The organism is Collinsella sp. AM34-10 (genome assembly GCF_003469185.1).
Taxonomy (GTDB): domain Bacteria; phylum Actinomycetota; class Coriobacteriia; order Coriobacteriales; family Coriobacteriaceae; genus Collinsella.
The window spans coordinates 79,372-97,150 of sequence record NZ_QSIL01000002.1; the positions used below are offsets into that span (position 1 = coordinate 79,372).

Here is a 17,779-nt window from a genome sequence, read left to right on the forward strand (position 1 = left end):
CCGAACACATCAGCATCGGCGGCTATACTTGAATTATTTGCAGTTAAGGGTCGCGGATTGGCCGCGTCACCGCTCTCAACAGGAGGTCTTTGTTTATGGCAGATCAAAAGCCGGTTGTCGGGATCATCATGGGCTCCAAGTCCGATCTGGGTGTTATGGAAGGCTGCACCGCCGAGCTCGAGGCGCTCGGTGTGCCCTATGAGCTCGTCATTGCGAGCGCACACCGCACACCGGCGAAGGTCCACGAGTGGGCTTCGACTGCTGCCGATCGCGGTATCAAAGTGATTATCGCCGCCGCCGGCAAGGCCGCTCACCTGGGTGGTGTCGTGGCCGCCTTTACGCCGCTGCCGGTTATCGGCGTACCTATGAAGACGAGTGACCTGGGCGGTATGGATTCGCTGCTGTCGATGGTGCAGATGCCTTCGGGCGTGCCCGTGGCCTGCGTTGCCATCAACGGCGCCAAGAACGCCGCCATTTACGCCACGCAGATTCTGGGCGCATGCGACTCCGAGTACCGCAAGGTTATCGAGAAGATGAAGCAGGAGATGGCCGACGCCTAGGCGTTCCGCCGTTTCACCGCAGTATAAGGAGAGCCATGTCCGATTATCAGGGAAAACGATTCAAGGCTTCTCAGATTCCCGATCCGTCGAAGCCGGGTGCTGCCCATGCGGCACAGCAGGGTCGGACATCCTCTCCTCAGCAGCCGCGCGCGCCGCGCCCCGTGACACCGGCGACGCATCGTCGACAGGACGCGCCGGCCGCATATCGACCTTCATCTTATAGCACCGCTAAGAAGCCGCCCCGGTCTTCATCGCATGCCACGCCGTCGGATTACACCGAGTCGCCGCGTAAAAAGCGCCGCTCCATCATTCCTATTCTGCTCATCATCGTGGGCATCGGTCTGATTGTTGCCGCCGCTGCCATCTTTATCAATGCCCAGATTGGCTATAAGCAGGCGAGCGATTCGTATCAGAAAATCGAGAAGCAATATGTAAGCGATAAGGACGCCAGCGGCGTGCCGATTATCGACTTTGATGCACTTGCTCAGACGAACCCCGAGATTGTGGGTTGGATTTACGTGCCGGGAACCAACATCAACTATCCCGTGGTGCAGACCAACAACAACTCCAAATACCTCAACACGCTGTTCGATGGCACGTCTAACGCCTCGGGTGCCATCTTCTTGGATAGCGATGACACCGCGCCGGGAATGGTCGACCAGCAGACCACGATCTACGGCCACCATATGAACGATGGGTCGATGTTCAACGTGATTTCGGATACGACTGACCAGGCAACGTTCGATAGCGTTGAATATGTGTACTACATCACGCGCGATGCGACGTATAAGTTGCGTCCGCTGGCGACCAAGGTGGTCGAGGACACGTATGCCAAGGCGCGCACGACCAATTTTGAGGGCGACGACGGACTCAAGAACTACCTGTCCGAGATGCTCGACGGCGCTTCTGCCGTGGCGAGTGATGCCACCGATCGTGCCGCTTCGGCAACTAAGGTTGTAACGCTTGTGACCTGTCGTTCGCTGTCGCTGAGCAACACACGCGCCGTCATGGTGCTCACGCCGGTCGAGGAATAAGTTGTTCGAGAGTAGCTAAAAAGGCCCCGTCCCAAATTGGCTACTCGACGACGGTAAGGGAGAAATGATGCTCGAGAGTGGCAAATTGATGCCTTCGATTGATGCTTGGCTGCGCGAGGCCAAGGCCGATGCTTCGGCGGCAGGCTGTGGGATGTATCTGACGCATAACGGTGTGGTGCGCGCGACGCCCAAGGCTGAGGTGCGCGGAGTCGAGACCGATGGCGTGGCGCCTGGGCATAAGGTGGGCGGCATGGTGTTTGGCTTCGATGCTCAGAAGGTGCAGGCTGCTATCGAGGCGACGCGTGCGATGCCGGGTATCGGCTATGTGCGTGTGTGGCTGGCAAGCGGCGAGCTTGCCGTAGGTGACGACATCATGCTCGTGCTCATCGGCGGGGACATTCGCCCGCACGTGGTCGATGCGCTGCAGGCGCTCGTTGGCACCATTAAGAACGAATGCGTGAGTGAGGTCGAGCGCGAGGCGTAGAGGCTTGCGTCGATAGAAGGATCGTTTATAAAAATGCCCACCGGTACGTGTGATACCGGCGGGCATTTTGCGTTTTGGGCGCGGTGGGCGCTACACGCGCGTCGCATCCTTGGGGCTCATGGTCATGCTCTGGAAGCGGTTTTCCATGTACTCGTTATCGAAGTGCTCTCCGTAGAACTGTGCGACGGGAATGTCCGGCTCCGTGCCGTTAACGCGCTGGTACCAGTAGTCGAGCGACTGCAGCGTCATGACGCCGTCGACCAGCATGATAACGGTAAAGATGACGGTGGCCGAGTAGCGGCTCTTCCAGGGGATCTTGTTGATAAGCTTAAGCAGCCTCGGCAGCAGCAGCTTGATCCAGATGAGGCCGCCCAGGCCCCACAGGCAGGCGAAGCCCGTGCAGGTGCGTCCGCCCGTGAGGACCACGAGCGGATCGGGCAAACCGAACAGCGTTATGTGCGAGTAGCTCCACGAGACCACGCCAAACGCGGTCTGCATAAACCAGCCCACGAACACCTCAAAGCTGGCGCCGAGCAGGGCGCTCACCAGGAAAATGATGATGGGGTTCTTTTTGTAGAAGCGGTTAAGCACCATGGTCATGAGCACGGCGCCAAATCCGTAGATGGGGCTGAAGGGGCCAAACAGCATGCCGGCGCGGTTCTGATAGACGCCCGGGTCGTCGACCGTCATGTGCCAGATGTCCTCGGCGATCAGGCCGAGTATGCAGCAGACAAAGAACACCCAGAACAGGTTGAAGTAGTTGAGCTTGATGTAGCCCTCGCCGGTTTCATCGCGGCCGAGCATGCCCTCGGCGGCGGCGTCGCGGTCGAGCATCTCCTGCAGGCGGCGCTGCAGTTCGCGCTCCTGACGCAGCGTGGGGTCGACGGTTGCCGAAAGTGCAACAAGGATGCCGAGCTGGATCGCGGGACGCAGCAGGAAGGGCCCGATGCCCTGGAGCATCACGTCGACCAAAAGCTCGACGACGGTGAATGCAATAAGGATGTAGGACAGGCGGGCGGCGTTGCGGCGCTGGTTTTTGATAAGGTCCAGGCCAAAGATGATTAGGATGACGGCACTTGCCGCAGAGAGCATGATGCCGGCGACGATAAGGCCGACTGCGACGAGCGTGTTGTCGCCGAGCTTTTCGGTGGCGTTGCCGTTAACAAGTGCCGTGATGACCTGCCACATAAAGGCAGCGACCGACGGGAGCGTGCCCACGCCGGAAAGGATGCACAGGACGGCGTACACCTTAATGATGAGGGGAATCTTCTTGACCTCTGTGGCGCTGGGGACGCTGGGGTCGAGTTCGTTTCGATCCATACAGAACCTTTCTCGCTTTGTTGTAGGTTATAAGGATACGCCGCCGACCTGCCAAAAGACAGGACGAACGTCCCAATTGCAACTTTGTAATCCCCAACGGTGGACGCGGCGGCCATCTGGGGGGCGCGGGCGCTTGCACTGGACAGACCGATAAAATGTTTGGCAACAAAACTGATTATTAGCTCGGTGGGCTTTTAAAAAGCGCTGTTCATGCGCGGGAGTGCTTGTCTTGCCGTGCGTATAATAGGGCAGGTAACGCCAAAAATACGAGGCTCTGAGGGGATACCATGTCTCAAGAAACCATCCGCGCGGCCGAGCGTGCCGCGGGACAGGTGAACACCATGTCGACGTATGATCCGGACTCCGACCAGCTGCATGAGGAATGTGGCATTTTCGGCGTATGGGCGCCCGATCGCGACGTGGCTCGACTGACGTACTTTGGCCTGCGTGCGCTGCAGCACCGTGGCCAGGAATCGGCTGGAATCGCCGTGGGTGACGGCGGCACGGTTATGGTCCGCAAAGATCTGGGCCTGCTCGACCGCGTGTTCTCCAACGCCGACCTGTCGACGCTCTCCGGCCAGCTGGCCGTGGGTCATGTGCGCTACGGCACTGCCGGCGCCAAGAGCTGGGAAGCCTCTCAGCCGCACCTCTCTACCATCAATAGCGTCATTATCGCGCTCGCGCACAACGGCACCCTCGTCAACACCGACGAGCTGCGCCGTCAGCTGATCGAGCTGGGCGTGCCGTTCCTCTCCAATTCGGATTCCGAGGTCGCGACCAAGCTTATCGGCTACTTTACCCAGCGTACGGGCCACCTGCGCGAGGGTATTCGCAAGACCATGGAGCTCGTGCGCGGCGGCTACGCCATGACGCTCATCAACGAGCAGGCGCTCTACGCATTCCGCGATCCACACGGCATTCGCCCGCTCGTGCTGGGCAAGCTGGTGGACGAGGGTCTGGACCAGGCCGATGCCGCAGCCGTTTCGCAGCTGCCGTCGCAGGACGGCGCCGCGACGGTCGACTCTGCCGTCCGTGTCACGCGCGCCGGCGGCTGGGTCGTTGCTTCCGAGACCTGCGCACTCGACATCGTGGGTGCCGAGTACGTCCGTGACGTCCGTCCCGGCGAGATCTTGCGCATCAGCGCCGAGGGCCTGGTATCCGAGCAGGGCGTGCCTGCAGCCGAAGAGCCCGCCAACTGCATCTTTGAGCAGGTCTACTTTGCCCGTCCCGACTCCATCATGAACGGCAAGAGCGTCTATGCCTGCCGTTACGACATGGGTCGTCAGCTGGCACATGAGGAGCCTGTCGAGGCCGACCTGGTCATCGGCGTGCCCGACTCCGGCCTGCCGCCTGCGGAGGGGTATTCGCACGAGAGCGGTATTCCCTTTGGCGAGGGCCTTATCAAGAACCGCTACGTGGGCCGTACGTTTATCGAGCCTACGCAGGAGTTGCGCGCCATGGGCGTGCGTATGAAACTCAACCCGCTGCGCGACAACATCGAGGGCAAGCGCCTGGTCGTTATCGACGACTCCATTGTGCGCGGCACCACCATGGTGCAGCTCGTCAAGATGCTGCGCAACGCCGGCGCCAAGGAGATTCACATCCGCATCAACTCGCCCGAGGTCATCTGGCCGTGCTTCTACGGTATCGATACCGACGTGCAGTCGCAGCTTATCAGCGCCAACAAGACGGTCGACGAGATTTGCGAGTATATCGGCGCCGATTCGCTGGCCTTCCTTTCGGTCGAGGGCCTGCTTAAGGTCATGCCCAAGGGCGGTTACTGCGATGCGTGCTTTACCGGCCGCTACCCCGTGGCGATTCCCGAGAGCTTTGGCCGCGACAAGTTTATGGAGGGCTTTAAGCCCCGCAACCTGGACAAGCCGCTGCACTTTGACGACGACGCCGTGATCGAGAAATACGACGACCGCAGCTGGGAAGAGGAGCACGGCGAGGCATAAAACCTGCCATATGGGGACAGGTTTATTTTGGTAGGTTTTACCTGCTGTTTTGTTGATATGACGGCGCGTGCTGTTATGGCGCGCGCCGAAATGAACGCAACTATGAGCACCGTTTGGCGCCCGTGCGGCGCCACGGTAGTGGGAGAGGAAGGCTCAGATGAGCGACAGCAAGCATGTGACGTACGAGGACGCCGGCGTCGATACCGCCGAGGGCGGCCGCGCCGTCGACGCGATTAAGCAGATGGTCAAGGACACTAACCGTTCCGAGGTTATCGGTGGCATCGGCGGCTTTGGCGGCCTGTTCTCGGCCGCCGCGCTCAAGGATATGGAAGACCCGATCCTGATTAGCGGTACCGACGGCGTGGGCACCAAGCTCGTGCTCGCCCAGATCATGGACCGTCACGAGACGGTTGGCCAGGACCTGGTCGCTATGTGCGTCAACGATATTCTGGCTTCGGGCGCCGAGCCGCTGTTCTTCCTGGACTACGTTGCCATCGGTCACATCGAGGCCGAGCACATGGTAAAGATTATCAAGGGTGTGGCCGACGGCTGCAAGCTCGCGGGCTGCGCGCTCGTGGGCGGTGAGATGGCCGAGCACCCGGGCGTCATGGCTCCTGCCGACTACGACCTTGCCGGATTTACCGTGGGCGTCGTCGACCGTCCCAAGATGCTCGACCCCGCAAACGTCCGCCCGGGCGATGTGATCCTGGGCCTGCCTTCCACCGGCGTGCACTCCAACGGCTACTCGCTCGTGCGTAAGGTCATTGGCGTCGACGGCGTTAAGCCGGGCACGCCCGAGGCCGTCGCTAAGGCCGAGGAGCTGAGCCGTCCGCTCGAGGAGCTCGGCGGTGCATCGCTGGCAGACGCTCTGTTGGCCCCCACGCGCATCTACGTCAAGCCGATCCTGGAGCTGCTGCGCGGCGGCGCCAACGTGCACGCCATCGCCCACATCACTGGCGGCGGTATTACCGAGAACCTCAACCGTGCGCTCGCCGATGACGTCGACGCCGTGGTCACCCGCAACGGTGCCGAGATGGGTTGGGACGTTCCGCCCGTCATCACCTACGTGTCGCGCCAGGCCGAGCTTGCGCCCAACGAGGCATGCAAGACCTTCAACATGGGCGTCGGCCTGTGTCTGATCGTCGCCCCCGAGGACGAGGCCGCCGTGACCGAGGCACTGGTCGCGCTGGGCGAGAAGCCGTTCCGCGTGGGCGAGTGCGTCGAGGGTTCCGGTAAGGTCGTGTACTCCGATGAGCGCTAACGAGCAGATGGCTGCTGCCGAGGGCCTGGACTTTGTGCCCTATACCCGTCCGACTGGCACCGATACGGCTGAGCCGCTCAAGATCGGTGTGCTCATCAGCGGTTCGGGTACCAACCTGCAAGCGCTGATCGATCTGATTGCCGCCGGCAAGCTCAACGCTTCTATTGAGCTTGTGGTGTCGAGCCGTCCTTCGGCCAAGGGTCTGCAACGTGCAGAGCGTGCGGGCATCCAGACGCTTACGCTGTCCAAGGATGTCTATGCCGACCCCATCGCCGCCGACGAGATCATCGCGCACGAGCTGCTCGAGCGCGGCTGCGAGTATGTGGTCATGGCCGGCTACATGCGCATGGTGCACACGCCGCTGCTGGCGGCGTTTCCCAACCGCGTGGTGAACCTGCATCCGGCGCTGCTGCCGAGCTTTACCGGCGCGCATGCGATCGACGATGCCTTTGCGCGCGGCGTCAAGGTGACCGGCGTGACCGTGCACTTTGCCAACGAGGTCTACGACAACGGCCCCATCATCGCCCAGCGCGCGCTGGCCGTCGAGGAAGGCTGGGACGTCGACACGCTCGAGGAGTACATTCACGCGATTGAGCACGTGTTGTATCCCGAGGTTATTCAGATGCTCGCTGACGGCCGCGTCCACGTGCTGGAGAGCGGCAAAGTGGCAATTGACGCGGCACGCTAGTCGCGTGTAAGAGAGTTCGCTGAGCGCTCTTTGGGACGCAAGCGATCGAAAAAAGCTGATAGGGCTCCGTCCGTACGCGGGCGGGGCTCTTTTTGTGTGGCCTCTCAAGTTTGCTATACTGCTAGCAAGCAGAGAGGAGTCGCCATGGCAACAGCAACAGTGCAGCTCAACACGCGAATCGACCCTATGCTCAAGGCTGGCGGCGATGCGGTCCTGACTCGCAATGGGCTGGGGCCGAGTGACGCTATTCGTGCGCTTTGGACCTACCTTGTCGAGCATCAGACGTTGCCAGGATTTATGGTGGAGGATAGGTGCGAGGCACCCCGTGCGGAGAGTCTGGCCGAGCAGGGATGCGGGCTGGCTTTTTTCTCATTGGGGTTGAGCGCGGCGGATTTTGCGCCAGCTGAATCATCGGCAGACAACTGGGATGCCGTACGCGACGACTTGTACGATGCGATGATCGCTGGCATAGAGGCGAATTGCCGATGATTGCGGCAAAACGACTCTTGGTAGACACAAACGTTTGGCTCGATTATTACCTGCAAGAGGGAGCGTTCGACGAGGCGAAAAGATTGATTGAGTTGGCCGAGGCGGGAAAGATTGACCTTCTGTACGCGCCAACGACGGCAAAGGACCTGTTCTACATTGTGCCGCGGCGTCTAGCTCAGCGGAATGTGAATGGGGTTAACGCTCCGTTCGGTCCGGCTGCATGGGCCTGTATCGAGCATATGATGCAGGTGGCAACGGCTTCTCCGCTTTCGTTGGCGGAATGCGAGATGGCGCGTATGCTTGGCAAGCGTATGCCGGACCTTGAGGACAATCTCATCATTGCATCGGGCGATACGGCGGATGTCGACTACGTAATCACGAGCGACCGACGCATGTTGGAGGCGATGCCCGAGGTATGCTTGACGCCCGCGCGCGCACTCGAGCTCATCGGGATCCTCGGCTAACCTTGCATACTCCGTTTCGCTATCATATTGAGCATTGTGGCCCTCATGCAACTTTGGAGGACGATATGGCGGATAACGAAGCGCTGTTTACGCCTGAGCTGGTGTTTTTTGATTGGGAGTGTGCGACGCCTGATGAGGTGTTTGCGCGACTCGAAGGCGAACTTGCTCCACGCGGCTACATTGGCACCGGTTGGCTCGACGCCGTCCGCACGCGCGAGGATGCCTATCCCACAGGGCTTGCCATGCCGGCGGCCAACATTGCCATCCCGCATACCGATCCGGGGTTTGTGGCTAAGCCCTACATCGCGGTGGTGAAGCCGGCCACGCCCGTGACATTCAATGCTATGGCGGACATGGGTGCCCCTGTGCCGGCGCAGATCGTCATCAACTTGGGCATTGCCGAGCCGGGCGGCCAGGTCGAGGCTCTGCAAGCGCTTATGAATATCTTTATGGACGCGGACACCGCGGCCGATGTGCTCGGCCAGACCACGCCCCAAGGCATGGTCGAAGCCATCCGCCGCCACTTTTAAATCCGGCCCCTGGGGACGTTCCTTTTGTCGCGGGGGCCGCGTTGTGACACAATGGCGTTTGTTCGATTCGTTATGCGAAAGGCCAACTATGGCAAATAAGAAAAAGAACTCCGAGGCCGCGCCGACGCCCGAGCAGCAGACTCGCGCTGCCTCCAGCTCTCGTAAGAAGCAGCGCAAGACGTACGTGTCTAAGACCGTCAAGATTGTTCTGGTGGTTATCGGCGTGCTGGCAATGTTGCTTTCCGTCTCGGCCATGGCGTGCTCCGGTCTTATGTCGCAGACCGAGGACACCTCGGGCTACAAGCTCACCGGCGGCGTTGCCGCCACCATCAACGGCACCAACCTCACCGAGGATACCGTGACCAAGCAGATCATGAGCATGCGCACGTCCTATGGTTATACCAAGGACAAGGATTGGGCGCAGTACCTGGTCAACAACGACCTTACGCCCAAGAAGTATCGCAAGCAGCTCATCGATTCCTACACGCAGCAGATTCTGCTTCAGCAGGCGCAGAAGGAAAACGGCGTGACGGTGTCGGATGAGGAGGTCGAGAAGGCTTGGAAGGACGCGTGCAAGAGCGCGGGCGGCGCCAAGACCTTTAAGAAGACCCTTAAGACCTACGGCTACACCGAGGACACCTATAAGAGCTCGCTCAAGGAGAGCCTGGCGCAGCAAAAGCTCAAGGAAGCCGTGGCGCCTACCAGCAAGCCCGAGGACAGCGAGATCGTCGATTACATCAACGAGAACCTGTCGAAGTACAACGATGCCCGCCGCTCGTCGAACATCCTGATCAAGGTCGATTCCGAGGCATCCGACGAGGACAAGGCTGCCGCCAAGGCCAAGGCGCAGGAGTGCCTGGACAAGATTAACTCCGGCGAGCTGAGCTTCGAAGACGCTGTGAAGCAGTATTCCGACGACACCGGTTCCAAGGAGAAGAAGGGCGACGTGGGCTGGGACAAGCTCACCACCTTCGTCGACAGCTACCAGACGGCACTCGAGGGGCTCAACAAGGGCGATGTGAGCGGCGTGGTCGAGTCGACGTACGGCTATCACATTATCAAGTGCACTGACTACTTCCATGTCGATAGCCAGGTCGATGATATCAAGCAGGTACCCAAGGCCATCAAGAAGTACGTCTCCAACGTGGTGAAGACGCAGGCGGCCAGCACTGCATATAGCGAGTGGCTGGAGCAGTACAAAAAGGACGCCGACATCACCGTCAACCCCATGCCCAAGGACGTACCCTACAACGTGAGCCTGAAGGGTGTCACCAAGAGCTCGACCGACAATTCGTCGACGACTGAGTAATCATGGGGCGGTGCTCGCGCGAGTGCCGCCCGCACTATTGAGGAGGATTTGCAGATGACCAACGAAGAGCTGCAGCAGGAAATGATCGCGGCCATGAAGGCCAAGGACAAGGTTCGCCTGTCCATCATTCGCCAGGTTAAGGCTGAGGTGAAGAATATCGAGGTCAATGAGCGCCGCGATGTGACTGAGGAAGACGTCAACAACATGATCAAGCGTCTGATCAAGCAGACGAGCGAGACGCTGGAGATGTCCATCAAGGCCGGCACCGACCAGGAGCGTACCGACAACCTGACCGAGCAGGTCAAGATTCTGGAGAGCCTTCTGCCCGCGCAGGTTTCGGGCGAGGAGCTCGAGGCCCTGATCGAGCAGGTCATCGCCGAGCTGGGCGCCACGTCCAAGAAGCAGATGGGCCAGGTCATGGGAGCACTCGGCAAGGCCACCGGCGGCAACTTCGACAAGCCGGCAGCGGCAAAGATCGTCGGCGCAAAATTGGCGTAATTTGTTACGCGGTTTTACCAAACCGCGTAACGGCTCGACGCTGCAAACCCGTACACACGGCAATCTGACGTTCAATTTCAAGGGCGCGACCATAAGGTCTGCGCCCTTTCATTTCACGTCACCTTGCTCGCGTGTACGGGTTTTCGCTGACTTATGCTCAACAAGGGCGGTTGCACTCATTGGGGACGGACTTAAATGAGTAGCCACGGGGGTACTCATTTAAGTCCGTCCCCAATGAGTGGGTGGAAGATTGCGGGTTCTTTACGGGAATGTAGTGTGGGCTGCGGAAACGTGGTTCTTTCCGTACAATAGTTCAACTCGTGTAAACGCAGGGAAGGGACATTCATGGCAGACATGATCGAGATCAAGCATCTCAACAAGTACTTTGGCGACCTGCATGTGCTCAAAGATATCAATCTCACCGTCAAGCGCGGCGAGAAGCTCGTAATGATCGGGCCTTCCGGCTCGGGCAAGTCGACGCTCATCCGTTGCGTCGATTATCTGGAGGAGCCCACGTCGGGCGAGGTCATCATCGACGGCACACCGCTCACCAAAAAGAATCACCTGGAGATGGCTCGCAAGTATAGTTCCATGGTGTTTCAGCAGTTCAACCTGTATCCCAACATGACGGTGCTCGGCAACCTGACGCTCGCGCCCATCAAGCTGCAAAAGAAGAGCAAGGAGGAGGCGACCGAGATCGCCATCGCCGCGCTCAAGCGCGTCGGCATGGCGCATAAGGCCGGCGAGTATCCGCAGAATCTCTCGGGCGGTCAGCAGCAGCGCATCGCCATCGCTCGTGCCCTGTGCACCAAGCAGCCCATCATCCTGTTTGACGAGCCGACCTCGGCGCTCGACCCCGAGATGGTCCAGGAGGTTCTGGACGTTATGATTGAGCTCGCGCAGGAGGACATCACCATGATCTGCGTGACGCACGAGATGGGCTTTGCGCGCCAGGTGGCCGACCGCGTCATCTTTATGGAGGACGGCCGCATTCTGGAGGAGGGCACGCCCGAGCACTTCTTCGATAACCCCGAGAACCCGCGCTGTCGCGAGTTCCTGTCCAAGATTCTGCACTAGGCGCGGTGATGGACATGACGGATATGACGAGGGCGGCCGTGTCGCGCCGTCACTTTTTGCAGCTGGCTGGCGCCGGCATGCTTGCGCTGACGGGGACCGCGCTTGCCGGTTGCGGCAACTCCACCAGCGGCGAGGGTTCCGACAAGGGATCCAAGCTTGCGGCCATTAAGTCGCGTGGCCATCTGAATGCCGGCGTTAAGAAAGACGTTCCCGGCTACGGCTATTACGACACCGCCAAGGGTCGCTTTGAGGGCATGGAAGTCGATTTGTGCTACCAGATTGCCGCTGCCGTCTTTGGCGTGAGCTACAAGGAAGCCCGTGCCCAGGAGCTTGTCGAGTTTACCGACGTAACGCCCAAGACACGCGGCCCGCTGATCGATAACGGCCAACTCGACGTGGTCGCGGCGACCTACACCATCACCGACGAGCGCAAGAAGAGCTGGGATTTCTCGACGCCGTACCGCACCGACTACGTTGGACTCATGGTCAAGAAGCGTTCGGGCTTTACCTCGATTGAGAACTTGGACGGCAAGGTCATTGGTGTGAGCCAGGGTGCCACCACGCAGGGCCTGATCGAGCAGATGATCAAGGACAACGGCTTTAGCTGCAAGCCCGAGTTTAGGGCCTTTAGCGGCTACCCCATCATCAAGAGTTCGCTCGACGCCGGCAATATCGACGTCTTTGCCATGGATCGCTCCACGCTGGCCGGTTACATGAACGAGACCGTTGAGCTGCTGCAGCCCGAGGTCAAGTTTGGCGAGCAGGGCTACGGCGTGGCGACCAAGAAGGGCTGCGACCTTTCGGCCGTGGTCGATCAGGTGATTTGCGATCGCCTGGCCGATGGCTGGCTCGACCAAGAGGTCAAGACCTGGGGCCTTGTATAGGCACATCGTCCAAGGAAGGAATCAAATGCTCGAAGGATTATTTGACGCCGACCGTTGGTCGACGACATTTCAAAACATGGGGCCCTTCTGGGAGGGCTTTGGTGTGACGCTACAGGTGGTCGTTGCCGGTCTGCTGCTGTCGCTGGTACTGGGCACGCTGCTGGGTGTGTTCTCTACCACCCGTTCGCGCGTGCTGCGCACCATAAGCCGCGTGTACGTGGAGTTTTACCAGAACACCCCGTTGCCCGTGCAGGTGCTCTTTATGTACATGGCTGGTCCGCAGTTTTTGCAGGCCATAACCGGTGCCGACCAGCCGGTGCGCATCGCGCCGTTCGTGCTGGGCTTCTTGGGCGTGGGTCTGTATCACGCGGCCTACATTTCGGAGGTCATCCGCACTGGTATCGAGGCGGTTCCGCGCGGTCAGATGGAGGCGGCCCAGAGCCAGGGCTTCACCCGTGCGCAGGCGTACTGGTACATCGTGCTGCCCCAGACATTCAAGATCATTCTGCCGCCGCTGTGTAACCAGGCGCTCAACCTGGTCAAAAATACGTCGGTGCTGGCGCTTGTGGCCGGCGGCGACCTTATGTACCGTTCCGACAACTTTGTGAGTCTGTACGGTTACCTGCAGGGGTACATCGTCTGCTGCCTTATGTACTTCATTATCTGCTTTCCGCTCGCCATGCTGGTGCAGTGGCTCGAGCGCCGCTCCAAGGAGCGTCCGCGCGGTGTGAGCCTGGCCGAGCTGGGGCTCGACAACGTAGAGGAGGCCTAGCGCATGGAAATCTTCAACGCGACCAACCTGCTCTACATTTGGGGCGGCTTTGTTAAGACCATAGAGATCTCGGCGCTGTCGATCTTTTTCTCGCTCATCTTTGGCACGGTGCTGGCGCTCGTTAAAAGCTATGCGCCCCGCCCATTCCGTATTCTGGTGAGCGCCTATATCGAGCTGTTCCGCTGCACGCCGAACCTGCTGTGGATCCTGTTTATCTACTTTACGGTGCAGGGTTTGGACATTGTGATTTCGACCATTGCCTTTACGCTGTTTACCAGCGCCGTTATGGCCGAGATTGTGCGCGGCGGTCTCAACTCGATTCCGCGCGGCCAGTTTGAGGCAGCGCAGAGCCAGGGCTTTGGCTTCTTTGCCACCATGCGCTACATCATTCTGCCGCAGACGTTTAAGACGATCATTCCGGCGCTGTTTAGCCAGTGCACGACCGTCATCAAGGACAGCTCGTATCTTTCGGGGATTAACGTGGCCGAGCTCATGTACACGGCAAACGTCGTGATGGCCCATGCGATCGACCTGTCGCAGGTGCTTATGCTCTACGGCCTGGTGTTTGCGATGTACTTTGTGCTCAACTTTGGTATCTCGCTACTAGTCCGAGCTTACCAACGCCGCATCGTAGCCGCATAGCCTGGCTTTCCCTGGCACCCAACCTTGGCCTTCAAACCGTCGCTCGCGTACCAAAGTACGCGGCGCTCCTCTTTCGGGGCAATCTGCCGCACTTGGGAAACCAGGACGGTCGTAAGTGACAAAATGGGAATCAGGAATCGCCTATTTCTCATTTGTTAGAAAGGAATCGCGATGAGCGATCTGGAGAATAAGAAGAATCCTGTGGTCATTACCATCGCGCGCGACTTTGGCGCCGAGGGCCACGAGATTGGTCGCATGCTTGCCGACGAGTTGGGGATTCCGCTGTATGACAACGAGCTGCTGGTGCGTGCGTCGCTGCGCACGGGCGAGTCGCTCGATAAGATGGCCGCCTACGACGAGCGTCTGGCTGTGGAGAACATGGCGTTCCTGCCCGACCGCTACGATGCGCGTTCGTACTCGGATAAGTTGTTCCAAAAGATGAGCCAGGTGATCTTGGACCTGGGCGAGACCGAGAGCTGCATTATCGAGGGTCGTCTGTCCGATTATCTGCTGCGCAATAATCCCAACCATATTGCCGTGCTGGTGACCGCCCCCTTTGAGGACCGCGTCGAGATTGTCCGCAAGAAGCGTGGCCTTAATAAAAAGAAAGGCGCCAAGCTGGTCAAGCAGCAACAGAAGGCGCGCGAGGCGTTCTACAAGCGCTACAGCGCCGGAAAGTGGAAGATGACGAGCGGTAAAGACATCGTCGTCAACCGCGCCAAGCTGGGCCGCGAAGGCTGCAAAGACGTCATAGCCGCTGCCTACCGCTACAAAGTGGCTCAACTCGAAGGCTAACCGACCAAAAACCACCACAAAGGGTACAGGCACCTTTGTGGTGGTTTTTGTTTTAGGCCGAGGGGAAGGCCTTGGCGGCAGTGCCTATCCTCGGCTTTTGCATAGTCTCGATCTGTAACACCAAGCCAGCGAAAATGGCTCTAACTGTTACAGATTGAGATGAACCGTTCGGCCGTCAGCCCAACGTCTTGATCTGTAACACCAGGCGGCATATTTGGTCTCTAACTGTTACAGATTGAGATGCAGCGTGGGCGGCCGGCACAATATCTCGATCTGTAACAACTGCAGGGCTCAACGGACTCCAGCTGTTACAGATTGAGACAAAACGACCGGGCAAGTCCCCAACCACCACAAAGGTGCCTGCCCCATCGTGGTGGTTGGGGCGGCCGGCATAGAAAAAAGTCCCCGCCGGGCGTGTGCTCGACGGGGACTTTGCCGTTTGATGGCTAGCGCTGTAGGTGATTACTCGCCCAGCAGGCTCTTGGTGATGGAAGCGGCGGCCTTCTTGCCGGCGCCCATCGCCAGAATGACCGTAGCGGCACCGGTGACGATGTCGCCGCCGGCCCAGATGCGGGGGTCGGTGGTCTGGCCGGTCTCCTCGTCGGCGACGATGTAGCCCCACTTGTTGAGCTCCATCTTGCCGCCGATCTTGGCAGCGAAGGGGTTGGCGTTGGTGCCGATAGCCGAGATCGCGACGTCGCAGGGGATCTCCTCGATGGCGCCCTCGATGGGCACCGGGCGACGACGGCCGGACTCGTCAGGCTCGCCGAGCTCCATCTTCTGGACCTTGACGGCGCACACGGAGCCGTCCTCGCCAGCGACAAACTCGAGCGGGGAGACGAGCGGCAGAACCTCGACGCCCTCGGCCTTGGCGTGGTGCAGCTCGGCGCGACGGCAGGGCATCTCGTCCTCGGTACGACGGTAGGCGATGATGGCGTGCTCGGCGCCCAGGCGCTTGGCGGTACGGACGGCGTCCATAGCCACGTTGCCGCCACCAAAGACGACGACGTTCTTGCCGTGCTTGGTGGGGGTGTCGTACTCGGGGAACTTGTTGGCCTTCATCAGGTTCACGCGGGTGAGGTACTCGTTAGCGAAGAAGACGTTGGGCAGGTTCTCGCCGGGGACGTTGAGGAACTTGGGCAGGCCGGCGCCGGTCGCCACGTAGATGGCGTCGAAGCCCTGCTCGAACAGCTCCTCGGCCGTGGCCATGTTGCCCACGACGGAGTTGTACTCAAACTTGACGCCCATGTCCTCCAGGCCGTCAATCTCGCGCTTGACGACTGCCTTGGGCAGACGGAACTCGGGGATGCCGTAGACCAGCACGCCGCCGCCGGTGAAGAAGGCCTCGAAGACGGTGACGTCAAAGCCGTTGCGGGCGAGCTCGCCGGCGCAGGTGATGCCGGACGGGCCAGAGCCGACGACGGCGACCTTCTTGCCGTTCTTGGGAGCCATCTTGGGCGTGGAGGCGAGCTCGGGGCGGTCGCCCAGGAAGCGCTCGAGCTGGCCGATGGCCACGGGCTCGGTCTTCTTGCCACGGATGCACTTGCCCTCGCACTGGTTCTCCTGCGGGCAGACGCGGCCGCAGATGGCGGGAAGCATGGAGTCCTCGCGGATGGTATCGAGAGCGCCGCCGAAGTCCTTCGCGCGGATCTGCTCGATAAAGCGGGGGATGTTGATGTTGACGGGGCAGCCCTCAACACAGAACGGCTTCTTGCAGTTGAGGCAGCGCTCGGCCTCAGCCAGCGCCATCTCCTCGGTGAAGCCCTTGTCGACGGGGCGGAAGTCGCAGGCGCGCTCGGCAGCCGGCTCCTCGTTATCGGGGGTGCGGGGCGACTTCATATCGGCAACGAAACGACCGTTAACTAGTGGCATGCGCAGCTCTTTTCCTCATAGGCCTTGAGGGACTCGCCCTCTTCGGAACGGTAAGCGGCCTGGCGGGCACGAAGGTCATCCCAGTCGACCAGGGTGGCATCGAAGTCGGGGCCGTCGACGCAAGCGAACTTGGTCACGCCGCCCACCTCGACGCGGCAGCAGCCGCACATGCCGGTGCCGTCAACCATGATGGGGTTGAGCGACGCTGTGATGGGGGTGTCGTACTTCTGGGCGGTGAGGGTCGAGAACTTCATCATCGGAACGGGGCCGACGCAGAAGACCTGGCTCACGGCCTTGTCCTGCAGCAGGCGCTCCAGCGGAGCGGTGACAACGCCCTGCTCGCCGTAGGAGCCGTCGTCAGTGGTGATGTGGATGTGGTCCTCGTCGAGGAGCTCGCGGAACTGGTCCTCCATGAGCAGGAGGTCCTTGGTGCGGGCGCCCATGATGGCGTGCACCTCGTGACCGGTCTCGACCAGATGCTTGGCGACCGGGAAGGCAATTGCCAGACCGACGCCGCCGCCAATGACGGCGCAGGGGCCCTCGGCCATCTCGGTGGGAACGCCCAGCGGGCCCACGACGTCGCGCAGCGACTCGCCGGCCTCGTAGGTGGAAAGCATCTCGGTGGTCTTGCCGATCACCATAAAGATGAACTCGACCCAACCCTCGTCACCGTTCCAGCCAGCCAGGGTAAACGGGACACGCTCGCCCGTCTCGTTGGCGCGAACCATGAGGAACTGTCCAGCGTGCGCATGCTTGGCGATTGCGGGCGCCTCGATGCGGAACTTGAACACCTTCTCCGAGAACTGCGTCTTCTCCAGGATCTTATACATAGAACCCCTCTCTTGTTAGGGCGGCCGAACCGTGCCTCCACGGAAATGGACGGCAGCCCGAATAAAACCGTACGCGCACAGGCGTTGTGCAGACATACGGTGCAAATTATACCCTCATGGACATGTCACTTACGTGTGTCTTCGGCGGTTGGGAAAAGTGACCTGCCAAAAAGGGACAGGTTTATTTTGGTCGGTTTTATCAGGCAAAACGGCAAAGGGGGCCGGCCTCAGGTTGTGATGAGGCCGGCCCCCTTTGGGGCGCTATGTGTGTATGGCAGTGCGGGGTTTATTTCGATGTGGCCACCGGGGCGT

The 17,779-nt window shown here is 60.1% G+C and carries 19 protein-coding genes; 16 read left to right on the forward strand and 3 right to left on the reverse strand.

The window, feature by feature from the left end; genetic code table 11:
• Positions 1-95 precede the first annotated feature (95 nt).
• The 3 genes from purE (at position 96) to DW823_RS02530 (ending at position 2,078) form a co-directional block, all read left to right on the forward strand.
• Positions 96-560, forward strand: a complete 465-nt coding sequence (gene purE, locus DW823_RS02520; RefSeq protein ID WP_118080046.1) for a 5-(carboxyamino)imidazole ribonucleotide mutase — start codon at positions 96-98, stop codon at positions 558-560.
• A 35-nt stretch (positions 561-595) separates the two neighbouring features.
• Positions 596-1,594 carry a class B sortase gene (locus tag DW823_RS02525; protein ID WP_117766329.1) on the forward strand — a complete coding sequence of 333 codons (999 nt, stop codon included), beginning with the start codon at positions 596-598 and terminating at the stop codon, positions 1,592-1,594.
• Positions 1,595-1,661: 67 nt separating this feature from the next.
• Entirely contained in the window at positions 1,662-2,078 is a 417-nt protein-coding gene (locus DW823_RS02530; protein ID WP_117564036.1) for a molybdenum cofactor biosynthesis protein MoaE, read from the forward strand.
• Between the two features lie 90 nt (positions 2,079-2,168).
• Here DW823_RS02530 and DW823_RS02535 read toward each other — a convergent pair whose 3' ends face one another.
• Positions 2,169-3,398 carry a putative ABC transporter permease gene (locus DW823_RS02535; RefSeq protein ID WP_117564037.1) on the reverse strand — a complete coding sequence of 410 codons (1,230 nt, stop codon included), beginning with the start codon at positions 3,396-3,398 and terminating at the stop codon, positions 2,169-2,171.
• A gap of 287 nt (positions 3,399-3,685) precedes the next feature.
• On the opposite strand from DW823_RS02535, the gene purF reads away from it, so the two are divergent.
• The 13 genes from purF (at position 3,686) to DW823_RS02600 (ending at position 14,765) form a co-directional block, all read left to right on the forward strand.
• Positions 3,686-5,356, forward strand: a complete 1,671-nt coding sequence (purF, locus tag DW823_RS02540; protein WP_117564038.1) for an amidophosphoribosyltransferase — start codon at positions 3,686-3,688, stop codon at positions 5,354-5,356.
• Between the two features lie 157 nt (positions 5,357-5,513).
• Complete coding sequence (gene purM, locus DW823_RS02545; protein ID WP_118080049.1) at positions 5,514-6,617, forward strand: phosphoribosylformylglycinamidine cyclo-ligase; 1,104 nt, start codon at positions 5,514-5,516, stop codon at positions 6,615-6,617.
• On the forward strand, positions 6,607-7,305 hold the full coding sequence (gene purN / locus DW823_RS02550; protein WP_118080051.1) for a phosphoribosylglycinamide formyltransferase: 699 nt from the start codon (positions 6,607-6,609) through the stop codon (positions 7,303-7,305). The genes purM and purN overlap by 11 nt, the downstream gene beginning before the upstream one ends.
• A gap of 144 nt (positions 7,306-7,449) precedes the next feature.
• On the forward strand, positions 7,450-7,794 hold the full coding sequence (locus DW823_RS02555) for a type II toxin-antitoxin system RelB/DinJ family antitoxin (protein ID WP_118080053.1): 345 nt from the start codon (positions 7,450-7,452) through the stop codon (positions 7,792-7,794).
• On the forward strand, positions 7,791-8,258 hold the full coding sequence (locus tag DW823_RS02560) for a PIN domain-containing protein (RefSeq protein ID WP_199574312.1): 468 nt from the start codon (positions 7,791-7,793) through the stop codon (positions 8,256-8,258). Before DW823_RS02555 ends, DW823_RS02560 begins: the two co-directional genes overlap by 4 nt.
• A gap of 65 nt (positions 8,259-8,323) precedes the next feature.
• Positions 8,324-8,788, forward strand: a complete 465-nt coding sequence (locus tag DW823_RS02565; protein ID WP_118080055.1) for a PTS sugar transporter subunit IIA — start codon at positions 8,324-8,326, stop codon at positions 8,786-8,788.
• Positions 8,789-8,876: 88 nt separating this feature from the next.
• The gene (locus tag DW823_RS02570) at positions 8,877-10,097 is read left to right on the forward strand and encodes a peptidylprolyl isomerase (RefSeq protein WP_118080057.1); all 1,221 of its coding nucleotides are present in this window, start codon (positions 8,877-8,879) and stop codon (positions 10,095-10,097) included.
• 54 nt (positions 10,098-10,151) lie between these two features.
• Positions 10,152-10,595 (forward strand): GatB/YqeY domain-containing protein, encoded by a 444-nt coding sequence (locus DW823_RS02575; RefSeq protein ID WP_118080059.1) that lies wholly within the window; start codon positions 10,152-10,154, stop codon positions 10,593-10,595.
• A gap of 345 nt (positions 10,596-10,940) precedes the next feature.
• The gene (locus DW823_RS02580) at positions 10,941-11,672 is read left to right on the forward strand and encodes an amino acid ABC transporter ATP-binding protein (protein ID WP_055251548.1); all 732 of its coding nucleotides are present in this window, start codon (positions 10,941-10,943) and stop codon (positions 11,670-11,672) included.
• Positions 11,673-11,680: 8 nt separating this feature from the next.
• Positions 11,681-12,556: a transporter substrate-binding domain-containing protein gene (locus tag DW823_RS02585; RefSeq protein WP_118080062.1), complete on the forward strand. Its 876-nt coding sequence runs from the start codon at positions 11,681-11,683 to the stop codon at positions 12,554-12,556.
• 25 nt (positions 12,557-12,581) lie between these two features.
• The gene (locus tag DW823_RS02590; RefSeq protein ID WP_118080064.1) at positions 12,582-13,328 is read left to right on the forward strand and encodes an amino acid ABC transporter permease; all 747 of its coding nucleotides are present in this window, start codon (positions 12,582-12,584) and stop codon (positions 13,326-13,328) included.
• 3 nt (positions 13,329-13,331) lie between these two features.
• Complete coding sequence (locus DW823_RS02595) at positions 13,332-13,970, forward strand: amino acid ABC transporter permease (RefSeq protein WP_055285379.1); 639 nt, start codon at positions 13,332-13,334, stop codon at positions 13,968-13,970.
• A gap of 171 nt (positions 13,971-14,141) precedes the next feature.
• Positions 14,142-14,765, forward strand: coding sequence for an AAA family ATPase (locus tag DW823_RS02600; protein WP_118080066.1), 624 nt, complete (start codon positions 14,142-14,144; stop codon positions 14,763-14,765).
• A gap of 462 nt (positions 14,766-15,227) precedes the next feature.
• On the opposite strand, the gene gltA is transcribed toward DW823_RS02600, so the two are convergent.
• On the reverse strand, positions 15,228-16,637 hold the full coding sequence (gltA, locus tag DW823_RS02605; RefSeq protein ID WP_117773663.1) for an NADPH-dependent glutamate synthase: 1,410 nt from the start codon (positions 16,635-16,637) through the stop codon (positions 15,228-15,230).
• On the reverse strand, positions 16,628-17,467 hold the full coding sequence (locus DW823_RS02610; protein WP_006235793.1) for a sulfide/dihydroorotate dehydrogenase-like FAD/NAD-binding protein: 840 nt from the start codon (positions 17,465-17,467) through the stop codon (positions 16,628-16,630). The genes gltA and DW823_RS02610 overlap by 10 nt, the downstream gene beginning before the upstream one ends.
• Between the last annotated feature and the right edge of the window lie 312 nt (positions 17,468-17,779).

Bases quoted from the DNA above. Each gene is read 5' to 3' on its own strand.
- DW823_RS02595 (WP_055285379.1), top strand. From the start codon at position 13,332: ATGGAAATCTTCAACGCGACCAACCTGCTCTACATTTGGGGCGGCTTT.
- DW823_RS02570 (WP_118080057.1), top strand. From the start codon at position 8,877: ATGGCAAATAAGAAAAAGAACTCCGAGGCCGCGCCGACGCCCGAGCAG.
- DW823_RS02560 (WP_199574312.1), top strand. From the start codon at position 7,791: ATGATTGCGGCAAAACGACTCTTGGTAGACACAAACGTTTGGCTCGAT.
- DW823_RS02555 (WP_118080053.1), top strand. From the start codon at position 7,450: ATGGCAACAGCAACAGTGCAGCTCAACACGCGAATCGACCCTATGCTC.
- DW823_RS02530 (WP_117564036.1), top strand. From the start codon at position 1,662: ATGCTCGAGAGTGGCAAATTGATGCCTTCGATTGATGCTTGGCTGCGC.
- DW823_RS02580 (WP_055251548.1), top strand. From the start codon at position 10,941: ATGGCAGACATGATCGAGATCAAGCATCTCAACAAGTACTTTGGCGAC.
- DW823_RS02565 (WP_118080055.1), top strand. From the start codon at position 8,324: ATGGCGGATAACGAAGCGCTGTTTACGCCTGAGCTGGTGTTTTTTGAT.
- DW823_RS02600 (WP_118080066.1), top strand. From the start codon at position 14,142: ATGAGCGATCTGGAGAATAAGAAGAATCCTGTGGTCATTACCATCGCG.
- DW823_RS02535 (WP_117564037.1), bottom strand. From the start codon at position 3,398: ATGGATCGAAACGAACTCGACCCCAGCGTCCCCAGCGCCACAGAGGTC.
- purM (WP_118080049.1), top strand. From the start codon at position 5,514: ATGAGCGACAGCAAGCATGTGACGTACGAGGACGCCGGCGTCGATACC.
- DW823_RS02590 (WP_118080064.1), top strand. From the start codon at position 12,582: ATGCTCGAAGGATTATTTGACGCCGACCGTTGGTCGACGACATTTCAA.
- purF (WP_117564038.1), top strand. From the start codon at position 3,686: ATGTCTCAAGAAACCATCCGCGCGGCCGAGCGTGCCGCGGGACAGGTG.
- purN (WP_118080051.1), top strand. From the start codon at position 6,607: ATGAGCGCTAACGAGCAGATGGCTGCTGCCGAGGGCCTGGACTTTGTG.
- purE (WP_118080046.1), top strand. From the start codon at position 96: ATGGCAGATCAAAAGCCGGTTGTCGGGATCATCATGGGCTCCAAGTCC.
- DW823_RS02585 (WP_118080062.1), top strand. From the start codon at position 11,681: ATGGACATGACGGATATGACGAGGGCGGCCGTGTCGCGCCGTCACTTT.
- DW823_RS02610 (WP_006235793.1), bottom strand. From the start codon at position 17,467: ATGTATAAGATCCTGGAGAAGACGCAGTTCTCGGAGAAGGTGTTCAAG.
- DW823_RS02575 (WP_118080059.1), top strand. From the start codon at position 10,152: ATGACCAACGAAGAGCTGCAGCAGGAAATGATCGCGGCCATGAAGGCC.
- gltA (WP_117773663.1), bottom strand. From the start codon at position 16,637: ATGCCACTAGTTAACGGTCGTTTCGTTGCCGATATGAAGTCGCCCCGC.
- DW823_RS02525 (WP_117766329.1), top strand. From the start codon at position 596: ATGTCCGATTATCAGGGAAAACGATTCAAGGCTTCTCAGATTCCCGAT.